General features: G+C 69.4%; 21 protein-coding genes. 10 read left to right on the top strand and 11 right to left on the bottom strand.

The annotated features are described in order from the left end of the window. Positions 1 to 92: 92 nt before the first annotated feature. Positions 93 to 767: a FadR/GntR family transcriptional regulator gene (locus OG953_RS33035; RefSeq protein ID WP_405688896.1), complete on the top strand. Its 675-nt coding sequence runs from the start codon at positions 93 to 95 to the stop codon at positions 765 to 767. Here OG953_RS33035 and OG953_RS33030 read toward each other — a convergent pair. From OG953_RS33030 to OG953_RS33005, 6 genes are all read right to left on the bottom strand, one after another. Then, positions 764 to 1,156 (bottom strand): hypothetical protein, encoded by a 393-nt coding sequence (locus OG953_RS33030; RefSeq protein ID WP_405688894.1) that lies wholly within the window; start codon positions 1,154 to 1,156, stop codon positions 764 to 766. The genes OG953_RS33035 and OG953_RS33030 overlap by 4 nt on opposite strands. Positions 1,157 to 1,324: 168 nt before the next feature. Next, positions 1,325 to 2,092 (bottom strand): enoyl-ACP reductase FabI, encoded by a 768-nt coding sequence (fabI, locus tag OG953_RS33025; protein WP_405688893.1) that lies wholly within the window; start codon positions 2,090 to 2,092, stop codon positions 1,325 to 1,327. Positions 2,093 to 2,097: 5 nt separating this feature from the next. Next, positions 2,098 to 2,817, bottom strand: coding sequence for a 3-oxoacyl-[acyl-carrier-protein] reductase (gene fabG / locus OG953_RS33020; protein ID WP_405688892.1), 720 nt, complete (start codon positions 2,815 to 2,817; stop codon positions 2,098 to 2,100). 154 nt (positions 2,818 to 2,971) lie between these two features. After that, a complete protein-coding gene (locus OG953_RS33015) occupies positions 2,972 to 3,355 on the bottom strand; it encodes a PIN domain-containing protein (protein WP_405692194.1) in 384 nt (127 codons plus the stop codon). A gap of 5 nt (positions 3,356 to 3,360) precedes the next feature. After that, positions 3,361 to 3,645, bottom strand: a complete 285-nt coding sequence (locus OG953_RS33010; RefSeq protein ID WP_405688891.1) for a type II toxin-antitoxin system Phd/YefM family antitoxin — start codon at positions 3,643 to 3,645, stop codon at positions 3,361 to 3,363. A gap of 94 nt (positions 3,646 to 3,739) precedes the next feature. Further along, entirely contained in the window at positions 3,740 to 3,961 is a 222-nt protein-coding gene (locus tag OG953_RS33005; RefSeq protein ID WP_405688889.1) for a hypothetical protein, read from the bottom strand. Here OG953_RS33005 and OG953_RS33000 point away from each other — a divergent pair. The 5 genes from OG953_RS33000 to tyrS all read left to right on the top strand — a co-directional run bounded on the left by OG953_RS33000 (position 3,937) and on the right by tyrS (position 9,599). Beyond that, the gene (locus OG953_RS33000) at positions 3,937 to 4,854 is read left to right on the top strand and encodes a helix-turn-helix domain-containing protein (protein WP_405692192.1); all 918 of its coding nucleotides are present in this window, start codon (positions 3,937 to 3,939) and stop codon (positions 4,852 to 4,854) included. The genes OG953_RS33005 and OG953_RS33000 overlap by 25 nt on opposite strands. Continuing rightward, positions 4,851 to 5,075 (top strand): DUF397 domain-containing protein, encoded by a 225-nt coding sequence (locus OG953_RS32995; RefSeq protein WP_405688888.1) that lies wholly within the window; start codon positions 4,851 to 4,853, stop codon positions 5,073 to 5,075. The genes OG953_RS33000 and OG953_RS32995 overlap by 4 nt, the downstream gene beginning before the upstream one ends. 202 nt (positions 5,076 to 5,277) lie before the next feature. Then, positions 5,278 to 6,801: a TldD/PmbA family protein gene (locus OG953_RS32990; RefSeq protein WP_405688887.1), complete on the top strand. Its 1,524-nt coding sequence runs from the start codon at positions 5,278 to 5,280 to the stop codon at positions 6,799 to 6,801. Positions 6,802 to 6,883: 82 nt separating this feature from the next. Beyond that, a complete protein-coding gene (locus OG953_RS32985) occupies positions 6,884 to 8,278 on the top strand; it encodes a metallopeptidase TldD-related protein (RefSeq protein ID WP_405688886.1) in 1,395 nt (464 codons plus the stop codon). A 55-nt stretch (positions 8,279 to 8,333) separates the two neighbouring features. Beyond that, a complete protein-coding gene (gene tyrS, locus OG953_RS32980) occupies positions 8,334 to 9,599 on the top strand; it encodes a tyrosine--tRNA ligase (protein WP_405688885.1) in 1,266 nt (421 codons plus the stop codon). Positions 9,600 to 9,704: 105 nt separating this feature from the next. Here tyrS and OG953_RS32975 read toward each other — a convergent pair whose 3' ends face one another. Next, the gene (locus OG953_RS32975; protein ID WP_405688884.1) at positions 9,705 to 9,980 is read right to left on the bottom strand and encodes a GlsB/YeaQ/YmgE family stress response membrane protein; all 276 of its coding nucleotides are present in this window, start codon (positions 9,978 to 9,980) and stop codon (positions 9,705 to 9,707) included. A 245-nt stretch (positions 9,981 to 10,225) separates the two neighbouring features. Here OG953_RS32975 and OG953_RS32970 point away from each other — a divergent pair, with 245 nt between their 5' ends. Together OG953_RS32970 and OG953_RS32965 are read left to right on the top strand one after the other, a co-directional pair. Next, the gene (locus OG953_RS32970) at positions 10,226 to 10,594 is read left to right on the top strand and encodes a DUF3099 domain-containing protein (RefSeq protein ID WP_405688883.1); all 369 of its coding nucleotides are present in this window, start codon (positions 10,226 to 10,228) and stop codon (positions 10,592 to 10,594) included. Positions 10,595 to 10,871: 277 nt separating this feature from the next. Beyond that, positions 10,872 to 11,129, top strand: a complete 258-nt coding sequence (locus OG953_RS32965) for a hypothetical protein (protein WP_405688882.1) — start codon at positions 10,872 to 10,874, stop codon at positions 11,127 to 11,129. A gap of 42 nt (positions 11,130 to 11,171) precedes the next feature. Here OG953_RS32965 and moaA read toward each other — a convergent pair whose 3' ends face one another. The 3 genes from moaA to OG953_RS32950 all read right to left on the bottom strand — a co-directional run bounded on the left by moaA (position 11,172) and on the right by OG953_RS32950 (position 14,361). After that, on the bottom strand, positions 11,172 to 12,161 hold the full coding sequence (moaA, locus tag OG953_RS32960; RefSeq protein WP_405688881.1) for a GTP 3',8-cyclase MoaA: 990 nt from the start codon (positions 12,159 to 12,161) through the stop codon (positions 11,172 to 11,174). A gap of 197 nt (positions 12,162 to 12,358) precedes the next feature. Beyond that, complete coding sequence (locus OG953_RS32955) at positions 12,359 to 13,999, bottom strand: cation acetate symporter (RefSeq protein ID WP_405688880.1); 1,641 nt, start codon at positions 13,997 to 13,999, stop codon at positions 12,359 to 12,361. After that, positions 13,996 to 14,361, bottom strand: coding sequence for a DUF485 domain-containing protein (locus OG953_RS32950; RefSeq protein ID WP_405688879.1), 366 nt, complete (start codon positions 14,359 to 14,361; stop codon positions 13,996 to 13,998). The genes OG953_RS32955 and OG953_RS32950 overlap by 4 nt, the downstream gene beginning before the upstream one ends. A gap of 335 nt (positions 14,362 to 14,696) precedes the next feature. Here OG953_RS32950 and OG953_RS32945 point away from each other — a divergent pair, with 335 nt between their 5' ends. Both OG953_RS32945 and OG953_RS32940 read left to right on the top strand, forming a co-directional pair. Next, the gene (locus tag OG953_RS32945) at positions 14,697 to 16,232 is read left to right on the top strand and encodes a S8 family peptidase (protein ID WP_405688878.1); all 1,536 of its coding nucleotides are present in this window, start codon (positions 14,697 to 14,699) and stop codon (positions 16,230 to 16,232) included. A 103-nt stretch (positions 16,233 to 16,335) separates the two neighbouring features. Beyond that, on the top strand, positions 16,336 to 17,757 hold the full coding sequence (locus OG953_RS32940) for a CoA transferase (protein ID WP_405688877.1): 1,422 nt from the start codon (positions 16,336 to 16,338) through the stop codon (positions 17,755 to 17,757). On the opposite strand, the gene OG953_RS32935 is transcribed toward OG953_RS32940, so the two are convergent. Beyond that, entirely contained in the window at positions 17,747 to 18,790 is a 1,044-nt protein-coding gene (locus tag OG953_RS32935) for a zinc-dependent alcohol dehydrogenase family protein (protein ID WP_405688876.1), read from the bottom strand. The two genes, OG953_RS32940 and OG953_RS32935, sit on opposite strands and share 11 nt — an antisense overlap. Positions 18,791 to 18,796 lie beyond the last annotated feature (6 nt).

Here is an 18,796-nt window from a genome sequence, read left to right as displayed (position 1 = left end):
CAATCCTCCGAGAGCTCCTCTGAGACCATTCGCTGCAAGCAGAGCGACCCCCATCACCCTTCATCACCCCAGCAACCCGAGCAAGGAGCACCATGGCGCTGACGTCTCCGCGGCGTTCGGCACTCGCCGACCAGGTGATTGCCCAGCTGAGGAATCAGATCACCTCGGGCGAGTGGCCCGTGGGTTCACGGATTCCCACCGAGCCCGAGCTGGTGGAGCAGCTGGGGGTGGCCCGTAACACCGTTCGCGAGGCCGTGCGCGCGCTCGCACACAACGGCCTGCTCGACATCCGGCAGGGCTCGGGCACCTATGTCGTCGCCATCAGCGAACTGGCCGGGGTGATGCACCGCCGTTTCGCCTCCGCCGATCCGCGCCATGTCGCCGAGCTGCGCTCCACCCTGGAGTCGTCGGCGGCGCGGTTGGCAGCTGCCCGGCGCACCGAGCGGGATCTGAAACAGCTGGACGCGCTCATGGTGCGCCGGGAGGAGACCTGGGCCGCGGGCGACGCCGAGGCGTTCGTCGCGGCGGACGCGACGCTGCATCTGGCCGTGGTCGCGGCCTCGCACAACGACGTGCTGACCGGCCTCTACGCCGACCTGGGCGATCTGCTGCGCGACTATCTCAGGGTCGATGTCGGTCATGAGCTGCGACCGGAGAATCATATGGACCACGGTCGGCTGGTCGAGGCGATCCGGGCCGGGGACGCGGAGACGGCAGCGGCCGAGGCCGCGAGTCATGCACTGAGCTGTCTGGTGGACCGGGTCTAGGCCGGACGGCGCTGGAGCGTGTCCTGCACCCGGTGTGTGATCCAGACGGAGCCGACTTCCTTCCAGCAGCGGTCGTCGAGCCGCACGGTCCGCCCCGGTCCCACGTCGACCGGGGTGGCGTCCGCGTCTATGTCCCACCAGCGGCGGCACTCGGTGTGCAGCTGCACGCGGTCGGTGGAGGGGTACGGATTGTGGCAGTAGGCGACGACCCGGGAGCCCCGGACCGACGTACGGCATTCGGATCCGGCGGGGTCGGGGGTCGGAGCGACGGGCGCGGGCGCCCCGGCTCCTGCCCGCCCCGCCATGGATATGGCTACGGGGGCGAGAAGTGCGGCGACGGCTATGGAGGCCGCCGGCAGTGCCCAGGTTCGGCGACGTGTGGAGCGCACAGCGACCTCCTCCCCGCAGCCTGACCAAAAGTCCGGTTCCACCACATTCTGCGGTGGATCGACCATCTTTTCGACTTGAGCGGGTCGGGGCCGGGCACGGACGCACGACGGCCGCGTACCGCCTGATCGGAGGCGGTACGCGGCCGTGTCACAGCCTGTTGTACGGGATCAGGCACCCATCATGTGCACGCCACCGTCGACGTGGATGATCTCGCCCGTGGTCTTCGGGAAGAAGTCCGAGAGCAGGGCGACCACACCGCGGCCGGCCGGCTCCGGGTCCGACATGTTCCAGGCCAGCGGGGAGCGGGTGTTCCACACGTCCGCGAGCTCGGAGAAGCCCGGGATGGACTTCGCGGCCATGGAGCCGATCGGTCCGGCCGAGATCAGGTTGCAGCGGATGTCGTCCTTGCCCAGGTCACGGGCGAGGTAGCGGGAGGTGGCCTCCAGCGCGGCCTTGGCCGGGCCCATCCAGTCGTACTGCGGCCAGGCGTACTGCGCGTCGAAGGTGAGACCGACGATCGAGCCGCCCTCGCTCATCAGCGGCTTGCAGGCCATGGCGAGCGACTTCAGCGAGAACGCCGAGACGTGCATCGCGGTGGCGACGGACTCGAACGGGGTGTTCAGGAAGTTGCCGCCGAGCGCGTCCTGCGGCGCGAAGCCGATGGAGTGCACGACGCCGTCGAGCGAACCGAGCTCGTCACGGACCAGACCGGCGAGACGGTCCAGGTGCTCGGCGTTGGTCACGTCCAGCTCGATGACCTTGGCCGGCTTCGGCAGCTTCTTGGCGATGCGCTCCGTCAGCGTGGGCCGCGGGAAGGCGGTCAGGATGACTTCGGCACCCTGCTCCTGGGCCACCTTGGCGGTGTGGAAAGCGATGGACGACTCCATCAGCACACCGGTGATGAGGATGCGCTTGCCGTCGAGAATTCCGCTCATGGTGATCAGTGACCCATGCCCAATCCGCCGTCAACGGGGATGACGGCTCCAGTGATGTACGACGCGTCGTCGGAGGCGAGGAAGCGCACTGCGGCGGCGATCTCCTCGGGCCGCGCGTAGCGGCCGAGCGGCACCTGGGACACGATGCCCTTGCGCTGCTCCTCGGTGAGCACCTGGGTCATGTCGGTGTCGACGAAGCCGGGTGCGACGACGTTGAAGGTGATGTTCCGCGAGCCGAGTTCACGGGCCAGCGACCGGGCGAAGCCGACCAGACCCGCCTTGGAGGCGGCGTAGTTCGCCTGCCCGGCCGAGCCGAGGAGCCCGACGACGGAGGAGATGAGGACGACGCGGCCCTTCTTGGCTCGCAGCATGCCGCGGTTGGCGCGCTTGACGACCCGGAAGGTGCCGGTGAGGTTGGTGTCGAGTACGGACGTGAAGTCGTCCTCGGACATCCGCATCAGCAACTGGTCCTTGGTGATACCGGCGTTGGCGACCAGCACCTCGACAGGACCGTGCTTTTCCTCGATCTCCTTGTAGGCCTGCTCCACCTGTTCGGCGTCCGTGATGTCGCAGCGGACCGCGAGGCAGCCCGCCTCGGTGAGTACCTGGGGCGGCTCGCCGGAGCGGTAGGTGATCGCGACCTTGTCGCCGTTTTCGGCGAAAGCGCGGGCGATGGCGAGGCCGATGCCCCGGTTTCCTCCGGTGACGAGAACCGAGCGGCTCAACGGATCACCCTTTCGGTAGCGGTCTGGTACCTCGAAAACCTATCGGTACCAGGCGCTCCGCGAGCAATCGGCCCCTGACAGCGCCTTCCCTCGGGCACTGTGGGGTTCCTACAGTGCCTGCTCTGAGCGAACGTTTCCTGTACCAGCGAGTGCGTCAGCGAAAGCCGGGCGCCTCGACAGGAAGACCGACGCTTTCGGCAACCTCCAGCATCCGTTTGTCGTAACTGATGAGCACGTCGAGCGACGCTCCCAGCACCTGCGCGCTGGCCACATGAATCGCGTCGAGAGTCCGCACCCTGCCCGACAGGGCGGCAGCTGCGTCCCGCACTTCGTCGGTCAGCAGAATCTCGGTGAAGTCCCGAGTCAGGTCCCCCATGAGATGAGGGAAGCTACCGACTTGGTCCAGGGTCCGAACCGTCTCTACGAAGCCGAGACTGCTGGTTGCCAGCGGTGCCACCGCTCGCCCCGCCAGATGAGCTCGCAGCTCGCGAGCGTGCTCGCGCCCACTCAGCAGGGTGACGATCGCCGAGCTGTCCACGTAGATCAACGCGGATCGTCCTCACGGTCGGCGAGCAAAATATCCAGGGGGGAGACATCTTCCGGCGGCCCACAGACCGGCAGCCGGTCGAGATCGGCCGTCGTGGCCGGCTTCAGCCTGATCTGCCCTTGCGCGACGAGCGGGGCATAGCGCTCCGAGGCCCCGGTACCAGGAAGCAGTATGGCGATGACGTTGCCGTGTCTCGTCACCTGAATCGCCTCGCCCTTTTCCACGCGGGCGAAGACGGCACTCGGGTTGTACGAGAACTCTCGGACGGAGATGGTGCTCATCGGGGCTCCCTTCGACAACCATCAGGGAAAGTACCTACATTTTTGAATCGTACCTACAACGAGGATGCATCGACACGGCCCGGCAGGGCAGGGCTCACCCGGCCGGGCAGGGGACCCGGCACCGGATCTGCTTGCCGATCGACGACCGGACCACATGCCAGCCCGGAGCGAGCAGATCCAGCAGCGCGAGGCCGCGGCCGGCCTCGGCCTCCGCGTCGTCCAGCGCGATACCGCGACGGCGCGGGAGAGTGCGGGGGTCCGGGTCGTGGACGTTGACCGCGATCCCGAAGGCTGCGGCGTACACCTCCACGACCACCGGAACGTGGTCTCCGCAGGCCCGGACGGCATTCCCGACCAGTTCCCACAGTCCGCCGACGCCGGCTCGGCGAAGCTCTCCGCCGGTATCGAAACGCAGCCGGCCTCACCCTCGACTCGGCAGCCGAAGCGCTGGGGTGGCTCGGCCCCAAGCTGTCCCGGATCGAGACCGCCAACGGTCATGTCCGGCCGACGGAGGTGGCCGAGTTGCTCAGGGTGTACGGGATTGATGACCAAGAGGTGGTCGCGGCCCTGGAAGGGCTCGCCAAGGACGCCCGCAAGCAGGGCTGGTGGCAGACGTACAGCGGCATCGTGTCGCCCACGTACGCGGACTACATCTCACTCGAATCCGATGCTGAGAGCGTCCGCGAATTCGCGCCGCTGCTCATTCCCGGCCTTCTTCAGACCGCCGCGTACGCACGGGAAACCATCGCCGCCAACGCGATCACGCGCACGCCCGAAGAAGTTGCCGCACTCGCGGAGGTCCGCCAGGCCCGTCAGGCCGTGCTCACCCGTCCCTCAGGGGCGCTGAAGCTCTGGGCGATCATCCATGAAGCCGTGCTGCACCAGAGGTTCGCCACACGGCCGACGACCATGCGCGAGCAGCTGCGCAGGCTGCTGGACGTCTCGGAGATGCCGCATGTGACACTCCAGGTGATGCCGCTCAACGGCACGCCCCATCCGGGGAGCGTCGGCGGCTTCAGCCTCGTCGGCTTTCCCGGACCGATGCCAGATGTAGTTCTGCTGGAGAATCTCATCGGGTCGTCCTACGTTGAGGGAGTCGGTGAAGTGGGGACTTTCGCCGACGCGTTCGAGCGAATCGTTGCGGCGGCACTACCGACGGACGACTCGCTGACGCTGATTTCCCAGATGGAAGAGAGACACCGTAAGTGAACGAAGATCACGAAGCGGAACTGTACGCATACGACATCTCCGCGGTTACCTGGCACAAAGCCACGGCCAGCGGCGGGGAGGGCAACTGCGTCGAGGTCGCCCATCTTCCCGATGGCGGCAGGGCCGTACGCGACTCGAAAGACCCCGCACGCACCCCCCTGCGGTTCACGGCATCGGGGTGGGCCGCGTTCAGGGCGGGCGTGATCGACGGCGACCTTTGATCGGTCGGGGAGGCTGGCCCGAGGGGCCATCTCGTAGGAGATGAAGCTCTGTTCGAGGAACCGTGATCGGATCCAGGACTCGGGTGGCCCGCGCCGAGCCGGTTGGCGAGCCCGGCGCGCTCGTCCGGGAAACCTATGGCCGGTCGCCCTCGACGCACGGCATGGTTCACTGCGGACAGATGCCGAAAAGACGGAGTACTACATGCCTCATGAAGTAGATCAGTCATTCCTGGCCCTGCCCCTGCGGGCCCTCGCCGACGCGGCGCTGGCCCGTGCCCGTGCGTTGGGGGCCGTGCATGCCGACTTCCGTTTCGAGCGGGTGCGCAGCGCGTCCTGGCGGCTGCGGGACGCCCGGCCCGCCGGGACCTCGGACACCACCGATCTCGGGTACGCGGTGCGCGTCGTGCACGGTGGGGCGTGGGGGTTCGCGTCCGGCGTGGATCTGACGATGGACGCCGCGGCAAAGGTGGCCTCGCAGGCCGTCGCCATGGCGAAGCTGTCGGCGAAGGTGATCGCGGCGGCCGGCTCCGACGAGAGGGTCGAGCTGGCGGACGAGCCGGTGCACGGTGAGCGGACCTGGGTCTCGGCGTACGACATCGACCCCTTCGACGTACCGGACGAGGAGAAGGCGGGGCTGCTCGCCGAGTGGAGCAGCCGGCTCCTGGGCGCGGAGGGCGTCGCGCACGTGGATGCCTCGCTGATGACCGTCCACGAGAACAAGTTCTACGCGGACACGGCGGGCACCGTCACCACCCAGCAGCGGGTGCGGCTGCATCCGCAGTTCACCGCGGTCGCCGTGGACGGGACCACCGGTGAGTTCGACTCGATGCGGACCATCGCCCCGCCGGTGGGCCGCGGCTGGGAGTACCTCACCGGGACCGGCTGGGACTGGGACGCCGAGCTGGAGCGGATCCCCGGGCTGCTGGCCGAGAAGATGCGGGCGCCGAGCGTCGAGGCGGGGGCGTACGACCTGGTCGTCGACCCGTCCAATCTCTGGCTGACCATCCATGAGTCGATCGGCCACGCCACCGAACTGGACCGGGCGCTCGGGTACGAGGCGGCGTACGCCGGTACCTCGTTCGCCACCTTCGACCAGCTGGGGAAACTGACGTACGGCTCGCCCGTGATGAATGTGACGGGCGACCGCACCGCCGAGCACGGGCTCGCGACCATCGGGTACGACGACGAGGGTGTCGAGGCGCAGTCCTGGGACCTGATCAAGGACGGGACACTTGTCGGCTACCAGCTCGACCGGCGGATCGCGAAGCTGACGGGTCTGGGCCGTTCCAACGGGTGCGCGTACGCGGACTCGCCGGGCCATGTCCCCGTGCAGCGGATGGCGAACGTGTCGCTGCGGCCGGATCCGGGCGGGCTGTCCACGGAGGATCTGATCGGCGGGGTGGAGCGCGGGATCTATGTGGTCGGCGACCGGTCCTGGTCGATCGACATGCAGAGGTACAACTTCCAATTCACCGCGCAGCGATTCTTCCGCATCGAGAACGGCAAGCTGGCCGGACAGCTGCGCGACGTCGCGTACCAGGCGACGACGACGGACTTCTGGGGCTCGATGGAGAAGGTCGGCGGCCCGCAGACGTATGTCCTGGGCGGCGCCTTCAACTGCGGCAAGGCCCAGCCCGGCCAGGTCGCGGCCGTCTCGCACGGCTGCCCCTCCGCCCTCTTCCGGGGCGTGAACATCCTCAATACGACGCAGGAGGCCGGACGATGAGCGGTCACCACGGAACCGGCTGGGGGTCCGGGGGTCGTCCCCCGGGACAGCACAGTCTCGACACGACGCAGGAGGCCGGACGATGAGCCGCGTCAGCAAGCCGCACGAGATCGTCGAGCGGGCGCTCGAACTGTCCACCGCCGACGGCTGTGTCGTCATCGCCGACGAGGAATCGTCCGCGAATCTGCGCTGGGCCGGCAACGCGCTCACCACGAACGGGGTGACGCGGGGGCGGACCCTGACCGTCATCGCGACCGTCGACGGTGCGCAGGGCACCGCGTCCGGGGTGGTGTCGCGGTCCGCCGTCACCGCCGACGACCTGGAACCGCTGGTGCGGGCCGCCGAGGCCGCCGCGCGGGGGGCCGGTCCGGCGGAGGACGCGCAGCCGCTGGTCGGCAAGGTGCCCTCGTCGCCCGATTTCACGGACGCGCCGGCCGAGACGGGCTCGGACGTCTTCGCGGAGTTCGCCCCGGCGCTCGGCGACGCCTTCGCCCGTGCCCGCTCCGGTGGCCGTGAGCTGTACGGCTTCGCCCACCACCAGCTGACCTCGACGTACCTCGGTACGTCCACGGGGCTGCGGCTGCGCCACGACCAGCCGAACGGGACGCTGGAGCTCAACGCCAAGTCCCCCGACCGGACCCGTTCGACCTGGGCGGGCCGCTCCACGCGCGACTTCAAGGATGTCGATCCGGCCGAGCTCGACGCGGAGCTGGCGCAGCGGCTGCGCTGGGCGGAGCGCCGTATCGAGCTGCCCGCCGGGCGGTACGAGACGCTGCTGCCGCCGACCGCCGTGGCCGATCTGCTGATCTACCAGCTGTGGTCGTCGACGGCACGGGACGCCGCGGAGGGCCGGACGGTGTTCTCCAAGCCGGGCGGCGGGACGAGGATCGGCGAGACCCTGTCCGAGCTGCCGCTGTCGCTGCGCAGCGACCCGCACGCACCGGGCCTGGAGTCGGCGCCGTTCGTGATCGCCCATGCCTCGGGGGACGGCGCTTCCGTCTTCGACAACGGTCTGCCGCTGACGTCGACCGACTGGATCCGGGACGGCAGGCTGGAGCATCTGACGACCACCCGGCACACGGCCGGGCTGACCGGGCTGCCGGTCGCGCCGGCGATCGACAACCTGGTGCTGGAGGGCGGCGGTGAGCAGTCGCTGGAGGAAATGGTGGCCGCGACGACCGGCCGCGGACTGCTGCTGACCTGCATGTGGTACATCCGGGAGGTCGATCCGGCGACACTCCTGCTGACCGGGCTGACCCGCGACGGGGTGTATCTCGTCGAGGGCGGCGAGGTCGTCGGCGAGGTGAACAACTTCCGGTTCAACGAGTCGCCGGTGGATCTGCTGTCGCGGGCCACGGAAGCGGGCCGTACGGAGAAGACGCTGCCGCGCGAGTGGGGCGACTGGTTCACCCGGGCCGCCATGCCCGCGCTGCGGATCCCGGACTTCAACATGAGCTCGGTGAGCCTGGGCGTGTGACCCGCCTAGACTGACTGGTGCCTTTCGATACACGTAGCTGAGGAGACACGGAACCGTGACGGACATCGTCGACGAGCTGAAGTGGCGCGGGCTGTTCGCCCAGTCCACTGATGAGGACGCACTGCGCAAGGCTCTCGCGGACGGTCCCGTCACGTTCTATTGCGGCTACGACCCCACCGCGGCGAGTCTGCACGTCGGCCATCTGGTGCAGGTGCTCACCATGCGCCGGCTCCAGCGGGCCGGTCTGCGGCCGCTCGCCCTGGTGGGCGGGGCCACCGGTCAGATCGGTGACCCGAGGCCGACCGCCGAGCGCACGCTGAACGACCCGGAGACGGTCGCCAACTGGGTGTCGCGGCTGCGGTCCCAGATCGAGCCGTTCCTGTCCTTCGAGGGCGAGAACGCGGCAGTCATGGTCAATAACCTGGACTGGACCGCGGGCATGTCCGCGATCGAGTTCCTCCGGGACATCGGCAAGCACTTCCGCGTCAACAAGATGCTGACCAAGGACTCCATCGCCCGGCGGCTGGAGTCCGACGAGGGCATCAGCTACACCGAGTTCAGCTACCAGCTGCTCCAGAGCATGGACTACCTGGAGCTGTACCGGCGCTACGGCTGCACCCTCCAGCAGGGCGGCAGCGACCAGTGGGGCAACCTCACCGCGGGTCTCGACCTGATCCACCGCCTGGAACCGGGCGCCGAGGTGCACGCGCTGGCGACCCCGCTGATGACGAAGGCGGACGGGACCAAGTTCGGCAAGTCCGAGAGCGGGGCCGTCTGGCTCGACCCGGCGATGACGACGCCGTACGCGTTCTACCAGTTCTGGCTGAACGTGGACGACCGGGACGTCTCCCGGTACATGCGCATCCTCAGCTTCCAGAGCCCCGCGGAGCTTGCGGAGCTGGAAAAGGTCACCGAGGAGCGTCCGCAGGCCCGGACGGCGCAGCGTGCGCTGGCCGAGGAGCTGACGACGCTGGTGCACGGCGCCGACCAGTGCGCTGCGGTCATCGCGGCGTCGAAGGCGCTCTTCGGCCAGGGTGAGCTCGGCGAGCTGGACGAGGCGACGCTGAGCGCCGCACTCTCCGAGGTGCCGCACGCACAGGTCACGGAGCTCGGTCCACTGGTGGACCTCCTGGTGGAGGTCGGCCTGGCGCCGAGCAAGTCGGGCGCCCGCCGCACGGTGAAGGAGGGCGGTGCGTACGTGAACAACGTCAAGGTCACGGACGGCGAGAGCGCACCGGCCCGCGAGGAGTTGCTGCACGGGCGCTGGCTGGTGCTGCGCCGGGGCAAGAAGAACCTCGCCGCCGTCGAGGTCACCGGCTGATCCCTGAACATCGGCACTGCGGCCGGGCACGCGTGACGCGTGTCCGGCCGCAGTGCGTGTGGCCCGGTGGCCCAGGCCGTCTGTCGTCCCAGGCCTTGGGTTGGCTCAGGCCTTCTGTCTGATGCCGCGGAACGAGGCCCACAGCATGTCGCCGACACCTACGATGACCACGGCACCGATCAGCTGGAACAGATGGCGCGTCCAGTCGATGCCCTTGGTGTCGTTGACACCGATCCAGGTGGCGACGGCATTGCCGAGGACGCTGCCGATGATGCCGAAGATCGTCGTCAGCCAGAGTGGGATGTTCTGTTTGCCGGGCAGGATCGCCTTCGCGATCAGACCGAGCACCAGACCCACGATGATTGCCCACAACCAGCCCATGTCGCCTCCTCGTGCGACGCGATGTCGCGCATGTGCGCCCAGTCTCGGCCCGTGGGCCGTACGCCGCATGTCGGACGCGTCCGTATGTGCGGCACGGCTGCCGATATGCACGAATGCGGCGCGCCCCGGTCTCGAAGCCGTCGCACACCGGGCGTACGGTGGATACGGTCCGGTCCGGGGAGCGTCCGGCGCGGAAATGAGGTCTCCCCCGGCCCGCGAGGCGCTGGGGGAAGGGTGGTGGAGACATGATGCGGAAGCAGAGCGGTGTCGAGGTCTTCCGGATCACGGGGGCCCGGCAGGGGCTCGCGGACGATGTGCGCAGCAGGCAGCGGCGCTATGTGATCTCGATGTCCGTGCGAACGGTTTCGGTGATCCTGGCCGCCGTGCTGTGGAACGTCGAGCGGTATGTCGCGATCGTGGCGCTGGCGCTCGGTGTTCTGCTCCCGTACGTGGCGGTGGTCATCGCCAATGCGGGCCGGGAGAACACCCCTTCGCTTCCTTCGACCTTCGTCCCGGCGCCGATGCGTCCGGCGCTCGACGCGGCACCCGTGGCCGGATCCGAGCAGTCCGGTCCGGAGGCCGACGGAGCCCGGAGCGGCGGGGAATCGGCATAAGCACAGTTGGGGCCGGGCTGTCGCCCAAGGCTCAAGAGAACCTCAGATCAATCATGAAGTTACGGTGCACCACACCCCGGTCTGCGTGACATACTTCGTAGGCGCTCCGCATCCCCCGTCGGAGCGACAGACCGACGCCGGGCAGCTCCCCCCGTGGCTGCTCGGCGTCGCTTTTTCGCCCTTTTCCGGCAGGGAATGCGTCGGGTTTTCTCCGGCAGGGGATGCGTCGGGCGGCCGGCCCGTGGGGTCGGCACAGGCGCTGACTAGGGTTGAGTCCGTGAACTCCCCTGAATCCGCGGCCGAGAGCGCTGCCGCCGCACCCATCTGTTCCGCCAAGGGCTGCCGGGCCGACGCCGTATGGGTGCTCGCCTGGAACAACCCGAAGCTGCACACCCCGGAGCGCCGTAAGACCTGGCTGGCCTGCGAGGAGCACCGGGAGCATCTCTCCTCGTTCCTGGGCGTCCGGGGCTTCCTCAAGGATGTCGTGACGCTGGCGGAGTGGGAGTCCGGCGGATCAGGGGCGGACGGACGCTAGGGCGGCCCAGGGCCGGACAGGCCCCTTGGGGCCGGGCAGACCCTAGCCGCCGATCGCCGACATCGGCCGCTCGGGCTGCAGGAAGGACGGGTCGTCCAGTCCGGATCCGGCCTTCTTTCCCCACATCGCGAGTGTCCAGATCCTGGCGATCTCCTCGTCCGGCGCGTCCGAGCGCAGGGCGCCGCGCAGATCGGTCTCCTCGCGGGCGAACAGGCAGGTGCGCACCTGACCGTCGGCGGTGAGCCTGGTCCGGTCGCAGGCCCGGCAGAAGGGGCGGGTGACCGAGGCGATGACACCGACACGGTGGGGTCCGCCGTCGACGAGCCAGCACTCGGCGGGGGCGGAGCCGCGCTCGCCGTCGCCTTCATCGGTGAGGGTGAAGCGGGTGCGCAGCGACTGGAGTATGTCGCCTGCCGTGATCATGCCGTCGCGCTTCCAGCCGTGCTGCGCGTCGAGCGGCATCTGCTCGATGAAGCGGAGCTCGTAGTCGTGCTCGACGGCCCAGGCGAGCAGGTCGGGGGCCTCGTCGTCGTTGAGTCCCGGCATCAGGACGCTGTTGACCTTGACCGGGGTGAGGCCGGCACCGCGGGCGGCTTCCAGGCCGGCCAGCACGTCGTGGTGGCGGTCACGGCGGGTGAGCGCCTTGAAGACGTCGGGGCGCAGGGTGTCCAGCGAGACATTGACCCGGTCCAGACCGGCGGCCTTGAGCGCGGCCGCTGTGCGCTTCAGCCCGATGCCGTTGGTGGTGAGCGACATCTTGGGGCGCGGGCTCAGGGCCGCGCACCGCTCGACGATGGAGACGAGCCCGGGGCGCAGCAGCGGCTCACCACCGGTGAAGCGGACCTCGGTGATGCCGAGCCGGGTGACGGCGACGCGGACCAGCCTGACGATCTCGTCGTCACTGAGCAGGTCGGGCTTGGCCAGCCATTGCAGGCCTTCTTCCGGCATGCAGTACGTGCACCGCAGATTGCACCGGTCGGTCAGCGAGACACGCAGGTCGGTGGCGACCCGATCGTAGGTGTCGATGAGCATGTGGGCCCCCTCCCCCAGTAGCTTCCCAGCTGCGGATCCGGCTCTTCCGGCTGACTCCTCCGAGACTACGCGAGACCTGTGACATCGGAACGGCCCGTTTGCCACGAGGAGCGGCGTGTCCGCGTCGTAGGACTCTACGACGCGGACACGGAACCGGAGTGACGCGTGGAGCGGACTCCTCGGAGAACTTTCCCCTCTCAGTGCGCCCCGAAGCCCGTGAGGGACTTGACCTCCAGCTCGGCGTACTTGCCCTTGTCCGGCTCCTCCTTCGAGAGGAGGGAGCCGATCCAGCCGAGCAGGAAGCCCAGCGGGATGGAGATCAGGCCCGGGTTCTCCAGCGGGAACCAGGCGAAGTCGACGCCCTTGAACATCGACGTCTTCGGGTTGCCCGAGACGACCGGCGAGAACAGCACCAGGAAAACCGAGCTCGCCAGACCTCCGTAGATCGACCACAGCGCGCCCTGGGTGGTGAACCGCTTCCAGAAGAGGCTGTAGAGGATCGTCGGCAGATTGGCGGAGGCGGCGACGGCGAAGGCGAGCGCCACCAGCCCGGCGACGTTCATGTCGCGGGCGAAGGCGCCCAGGGCGATCGCGACCGCACCGATGAGGACGGTGGCCCAGCGGGCGGCCCGCATCTCCTCCTTCTCGGTGGCCTTCCCCTTGCGGATGACATTGGCGTAGATGTCGTGCGCGAAGGAGGACGAGGAGGCGAGGGTGAGCCCCGCGACGACGGCGAGAATGGTGGCGAAGGCGACGGCCGAGATCACGGCGAGCAGCACGGCGCCACCGGTGGAGCCGACCCCGCCGAGGTACTCGGCGAGCTGTGGGGCGGCCGCGTTGCCGGCCGGGTTCTTCGCCTTGATCTCGTCCGGGCCGATCAGGGCCGCGGCGCCGAAACCGAGCGCGATCGTCATCAGGTAGAACGCGCCGATGATGCCGATGGCCCAATTGACCGACTTACGGGCGGCCTTGGCGGTCGGCACCGTATAGAAGCGGATCAGGATGTGCGGCAGGCCGGCGGTGCCGAGGACCAGGGCGATGCCGAGGGAGAGGAAGTCCAGCTTCGAGGTGCCGGTGGCGCCGTACTTGAGGCCGGGCTCCAGGAACGCCGCTCCGTGGCCGCTCTTCGAGGCGGCCGTGCCCAGCAGGTCGGAGATGTTGAAGTTGAACTTCAGCAGCACCAGGAAGGTCATCAGGAGGGCACCGGCGATCAGCAGCACGGCCTTGACCATCTGGACCCAGGTGGTGCCCTTCATGCCGCCGATGGTGACGTACACGATCATCAGTACGCCGACCAGCGCGACGATGAGGATCTTGCCCGCGTCGCTGGTGATGCCGAGGAGCAGGGAGACCAGGACGCCCGCACCCGCCATCTGCGCCAGCAGGTAGAAGATCGAGACGATGATGGTGGAGACGCCGGAGGCGGTACGGACCGGGCGCTGCCGCATCCGGTAGGCGAGGACGTCGCCCATCGTGTAGCGGCCCGAGTTGCGCAGCGGTTCGGCGACCAGCAGCAGGGCCACCAGCCAGGCGACGAGGAAGCCGATGGAGTACAGGAAGCCGTCGTAGCCGAAGAGTGCGATGGCCCCGGCGATCCCGAGGAACGAGGCCGCCGACATGTAGTCGCCGGAGACGGCGAGTCCGTTCTGGAAGGCGGTGAACTGGCGGCCGCCGGCGTAGAAGTCGGAGGCGCTCTTGGTCTGCCGTCCGGCCCAGACGGTGATGCCCAGGGTCGCGGCGACGAACACGGCGAAGAGCGTGATGATCAGCGGCCGGTGCTCGGTGGTCGAGGAGGCGGCCAGTTGGAGGGCGGGGTGCGAGTGGTACGCGGCGCTCATGCGTCGGCCTCCATACGGGACTTGATGGCCTCTGCCTTCGGGTCGAGCTTCGCGGCTGCGTGGCGCGAGTAGAGCCAGGCGATGAGGAATGTGGTGACGAACTGGGCGAGGCCGAAGACGAAGGCCACGTTGATGTTGCTGTACACCTTGGTGCCCATGAAGCCGCCCGCGTAGTTGGACAGCAGCACGTACAGCAGGTACCAGAGGACGAAGGCGATGGTCAGCGGGAAGGCGAACGAGCGGTGGGCGTGGCGCAGTTCGCCGAACTCCGCGCTCTCCTGCGTCGCGATGAACGCCTCGGTCGTGGGCTCGGCAGGGCGGGTTTCCGTAATGCCCTCGGGCGGCGGTGCATCGGTAGCCACGGAATCTCCTCGCGACGCGGGTGCGGTGGTGGTGGAGGCGGTGGATTTCACTGGGGAACCTCGATGTCGGGGATGGTGGTGCGTCTCCCCTGACAACGGCACGGAGAGCGCGGCGAAGCGGTTCACCGCGAGTTCGCACTTCTCGAACTCGCCTCTCCGTCGCGGCTCCGTCGCGGCTTCGTCGCGGCCTCGTCGCCTCTTCGCGCCCATCCGGTCGAACCGAGTGCCCCCAACTCATTGAATAGTGGGGCTGATCAGCGATAACTTCACTCGTCATGTACGCGACTGGGCACATCCTGTGTCCGGTCGACAGGCACGGATGATGTGGAGACCCCATGGCTCATCTGGGATCCAGACGGACGCGCGCACTGACGCTGCCCGTCGGACTGGCACTCACGGCCTCGCTCGGCTTCCTGCCGACGGGTGCCGCTTCTGCCGCACCGGTGGACGCGCAGCCCACGGCGGCGGTGTCGACGGACGGCCCGAAGCTCTCGTACGTCGTCAACACGCGGAGCAATCACGGCACCGTCAAGCAGGTGAAGAAGGCGATAGCCGAGGCCGGCGGCACGGTGGTGATCGCCTATGAGCAGATCGGCGTCATCGTCGTCGAGTCGCAGAACCCGGACTTCGCGCAGTCGATCCGCCGGGTCAAGGGTGTCGATTCGGCGGGGGCCACCCGCACCAGCCCCATCGTTCCGCAGGCCACCACGGACATCGGGGTCGAGCAGCCGCTCACCGCCGAGCAGGCCCGGAGCGCGGCGGCGGAGGCGACGGCGGACCAGGATCCGATGGAGCCCCTGCAGTGGGATCTGCCCGCCATCAAGGCGGACCAGGCGCACCGGGAGACGCTGGGCAGCAGCAAGGTCACCGTCGCGGTCATCGACACGGGTGTCGACGACACCCACCCGGACCTGGCGCCGAACTTCAGCCGCGGGGCCTCCGCGAGCTGTGTGTCCGGGGCGCCGGACACGACGGACGGTGCCTGGCGCCCCAAGGCCGGTGAGAGCGACCACGGCACGCACGTGGCGGGCACCATCGCCGCCGCGAAGAACGGCGTTGGGGTGACGGGGGTCGCCCCGGGCGTGAAGGTCGCCGGAATCAAGGTGGCGAACCCGGACGGCTTCTTCTACACCGAGTCGATCGTCTGCGGCTTCGTCTGGGCCGCCGAGCACGGTGTCGATGTCACCAACAACAGCTACTACACCGACCCGTGGATGTTCAACTGCAAGAACGACCCGGACCAGGGCGCCCTGGTCGAGGCCGTCGCCCGCGCCACGCGGTACGCGGAGCACAAGGGCACGGTCAACGTCGCCTCGGCCGGCAACAGCAAGTTCGACCTGGCCTCCGGCGCGATCGACGACACGACCAGCCCGAACGACACCACGGCCGTGACCCGGACGATCAACCCGCGCGAGTGCCTCGACATCCCGGCGATGCTGCCGGGCGTCGTAACCGTCTCGGCAACCGGTGCCAAGGGTCTGAAGTCCTCGTACTCGAACTACGGGAACGGCGTCATCGACGTCGCAGCTCCCGGCGGCGACTCGACGGTCTACCAGACGCCCGCACCGCCCGCGACGAGCGGTCTGATCCTGTCCACGCTGCCGGGCGGCAAGTACGGCTACAAGGCCGGTACGTCGATGGCCTCCCCGCACGTCGCGGGCGTCGCGGCCCTGATCAAGTCGACGCACCCGCACGCTTCGGCGGCTGCCGTGAAGTCGCTCCTGACGGCCGAGGCCGACGCCACCGCGTGCGGCGCACCGTACGACTACAACGGTGACGGCAAGATCGACGCCGTCTGCGAGGGCGGCAAGAACCGCAACGGCTTCTACGGGGCCGGTGTGGTGAACGCGCTGAACGCGGTCCGCTGGTAGGGAATGTGACGCAGTCGGGAGGGGCGGCCGAAGGCTCCGGCCCCTCCCACTGGCCTCCCCAGGTCTCTTCCGGGTGAGTGACACTCAGTGCCATAGTGCGGGGATGAGCAACGCACGTATGTCCGGTACGGAGCAGGCCTGGGCGGCACTGGGCGGGGATCCCGCGCTTCTCGCGCACATCGTGACGAGCGGTCCCGACGGGCTGCTGCCCGCCCGGCTGCCCACCATGGAACTGGCCCGTTCCGCCGTTACGGTCTGCTCACTGGCCGCCGCCGAACTGGCCGCCCGCCGCACCGCGCGCCCCGTGCCGCAGGTCCTGGTCGACGACGGTGCGGTGGCCACGGCGTTCACGAGCGAGCGCCATCTGCGGATCGACGGACGCGCACCGACCAACTTCGCCCCGCTGTCCCGGTTCTGGCGCACGGCGGACGGCTGGGTCCGTACGCACGCCAACTACCCGCACCACCGGGCCCGGTTGCTCGCCACGCTGGGGCTGCCCGCGGACACCTCGGACGACATCGCCGTGGACGCCGTCGCCGCCTCGTTCGCCGGGCGCCGGGGACCGGAGATCGAACAGACGGTGTACGCCGCGGGCGGGCTGGCCGTGGTCGCTCGTACGCCCGAGGAGTGGGCGGCCGACCCTCGGGGTGCCGCGGTCGCGGGCACGCCGCTGGTGGCCAGGGACCGTATCGACAGCGCGCCGGTCCGCCGGACGGCGGCGCTCGCCGGTGAACCGCTGCTGCCCGCTGCCGGGTTGCGTGTGCTGGACCTCACCCGGGTCATCGCGGGGCCCGTCGCCACCCGTACGCTCGCGCTGCTCGGCGCGGATGTCCTGCGGATCGACGCCCCGCAGCTCCCGGAGAGCCAGGACGCGCACAGCGACACCGGTTTCGGGAAGCGGTCGGTCATCCTGGATCTCGGCAGCCGCTCCGGTGCGGCCGCGTTCGACGAGCTGCTGGCCGGCGCGGATGTGGTCGTCATCGGCTACCGGCCCGGTGCGGTCGAACGGTTCGGCCTGACGCCGGAGTCCCTGGCCGCGCGCAGGCCGGGGCTGGTGATCGGGCGCCTGTCCGCCTGGGGGCACGGTCCATGGGCGCAGCGGCGCGGCTTCGACAGTCTGGTGCAGGTGGCCACCGGCATCGCCTCGGTCGAGGCCGCGGCAGGACCCGAGAACCCGCCCGGTGCGCTGCCCGCCCAGGCGCTCGACCACGGCACGGGCTATCTGCTGGCCGCCGCCGTGCTGCGCGCACTGACCGAGCAGCACGACGACGGCGGCTCCCGGCTGGTCACGCTCTCGCTCGCCCGTACCGCCGCCTGGCTGCTCGACGAGCTGCCCGCTCGGCAGGTGCCCGAGACCGGGGCCGGGGGTTCGTACGACCCGGAGAAGTGGCTCACGGAGACGGACAGCCCGCTGGGCCGGCTGCGTCACGCCCTGCCGCCGGTCGCCTTCGACGGTTCCCCCGCCGACTGGTCGCGCCCGCCCGGCCCGCCGGGGGCGGACGCGACCGCCTGGCTCACGGCTTGATGAGCACCTTCAGCGCCGTCCGGTTGTCCATCGCCTTGTAACCGGCGGGGACGTCGTCGAGGCCGATCGTCAGGTCGAAGACGGGCGACGGGTCGATCGTGCCGGACAGCACGTCGGGGAGCAGCTCCGGAATGTACGTGCGCACGGGGGCGACGCCGCCGCGCAGGGCGATGTTCCGGCCGAACATGACGCCGAGGTCCAGGCCGGTGCCGCTGCCGTGCGGCACGCCGACGTAGCCGATGGAGCCGCCGTCGCGGGTGATCCCGACGGCGGTGCGCATCGACTGCTCGGTGCCGACGGCCTCGATCACGGCGTGTGCGCCCTCGCCGCCGAGCAGTTCCCGTACGGCTTCGACGGCCGCTTCGCCGCGCTCGGCGACGACGTCCGTGGCGCCGAAGGTGCGGGCGATGTCCGTACGCTCCTGGTGGCGGCCGAGCGCGATGATCCGCTCGGCGCCGAGCCTCTTGGCGGCCATGACACCGCACAGTCCGACCGCTCCGTCACCGACGACCGCGACCGTGGTGCCGGGCTTCACGCCCGCGCCGACGGCGGCGTGGTGTCCGGTGCCGAGCACATCGGACAGGGCCAGCAGCGCGGTGAGCAGGTGGTCGTCAAAGGCCGCGGCGGCGGGGAGCTTGACCAGAGTGCCGTCGGCGAACGGGACGCGCACGGCCTCGCCCTGCCCGCCGTCGGAGCCGACCGAGCCCCAGAAGCCGCCCTGCGGGCAGGAGGTGGTCAGACCCTCCGCGCAGTACGCGCAGGTGCCGTCGGACCAGACGAAGGGCGCGACGACGAGGTCACCGACGGCGAAGCCGACCACCTCGGAACCCGCCTCCTCGACGATCCCGAGGAACTCGTGCCCGATGCGCTGGCCGGGCTGCCGGGCGGACTCGCCGCGGTACGCCCACAGGTCGCTGCCGCAGATACAGGCCCGCAGGACCCGCAGCACCACATCGGTGGGCTGCTGGACCGTGGGGTCGGGCACCTCCTGCACGCGTATGTCGTGGGGGGCGTGGATGACGGTGGCGCGCATGCGTGG

The sequence above is a fragment of the Streptomyces sp. NBC_00057 genome (assembly GCF_045041165.1).
Lineage (GTDB): Bacteria > Actinomycetota > Actinomycetes > Streptomycetales > Streptomycetaceae > Streptomyces.
The sequence above is the reverse complement of the archived record's forward strand: the minus strand, read 5'-3'. Positions and strand labels throughout refer to the sequence as shown.

What these genes read in the sequence shown, in the direction of transcription:
- OG953_RS33035 (WP_405688896.1), top strand. Translation starts at nt 93, where the DNA reads ATGGCGCTGACGTCTCCGCGGCGTTCGGCACTCGCCGACCAGGTGATT.
- fabI (WP_405688893.1), bottom strand. Translation starts at nt 2,092, where the DNA reads ATGAGCGGAATTCTCGACGGCAAGCGCATCCTCATCACCGGTGTGCTG.
- OG953_RS33010 (WP_405688891.1), bottom strand. Translation starts at nt 3,645, where the DNA reads ATGAGCACCATCTCCGTCCGAGAGTTCTCGTACAACCCGAGTGCCGTC.
- OG953_RS32990 (WP_405688887.1), top strand. Translation starts at nt 5,278, where the DNA reads ATGCCTCATGAAGTAGATCAGTCATTCCTGGCCCTGCCCCTGCGGGCC.
- OG953_RS32985 (WP_405688886.1), top strand. Translation starts at nt 6,884, where the DNA reads ATGAGCCGCGTCAGCAAGCCGCACGAGATCGTCGAGCGGGCGCTCGAA.
- OG953_RS32975 (WP_405688884.1), bottom strand. Translation starts at nt 9,980, where the DNA reads ATGGGCTGGTTGTGGGCAATCATCGTGGGTCTGGTGCTCGGTCTGATC.
- OG953_RS32970 (WP_405688883.1), top strand. Translation starts at nt 10,226, where the DNA reads ATGATGCGGAAGCAGAGCGGTGTCGAGGTCTTCCGGATCACGGGGGCC.
- moaA (WP_405688881.1), bottom strand. Translation starts at nt 12,161, where the DNA reads ATGCTCATCGACACCTACGATCGGGTCGCCACCGACCTGCGTGTCTCG.
- OG953_RS32955 (WP_405688880.1), bottom strand. Translation starts at nt 13,999, where the DNA reads ATGAGCGCCGCGTACCACTCGCACCCCGCCCTCCAACTGGCCGCCTCC.
- OG953_RS32945 (WP_405688878.1), top strand. Translation starts at nt 14,697, where the DNA reads ATGGCTCATCTGGGATCCAGACGGACGCGCGCACTGACGCTGCCCGTC.
- OG953_RS32940 (WP_405688877.1), top strand. Translation starts at nt 16,336, where the DNA reads ATGAGCAACGCACGTATGTCCGGTACGGAGCAGGCCTGGGCGGCACTG.
- OG953_RS32935 (WP_405688876.1), bottom strand. Translation starts at nt 18,790, where the DNA reads ATGCGCGCCACCGTCATCCACGCCCCCCACGACATACGCGTGCAGGAG.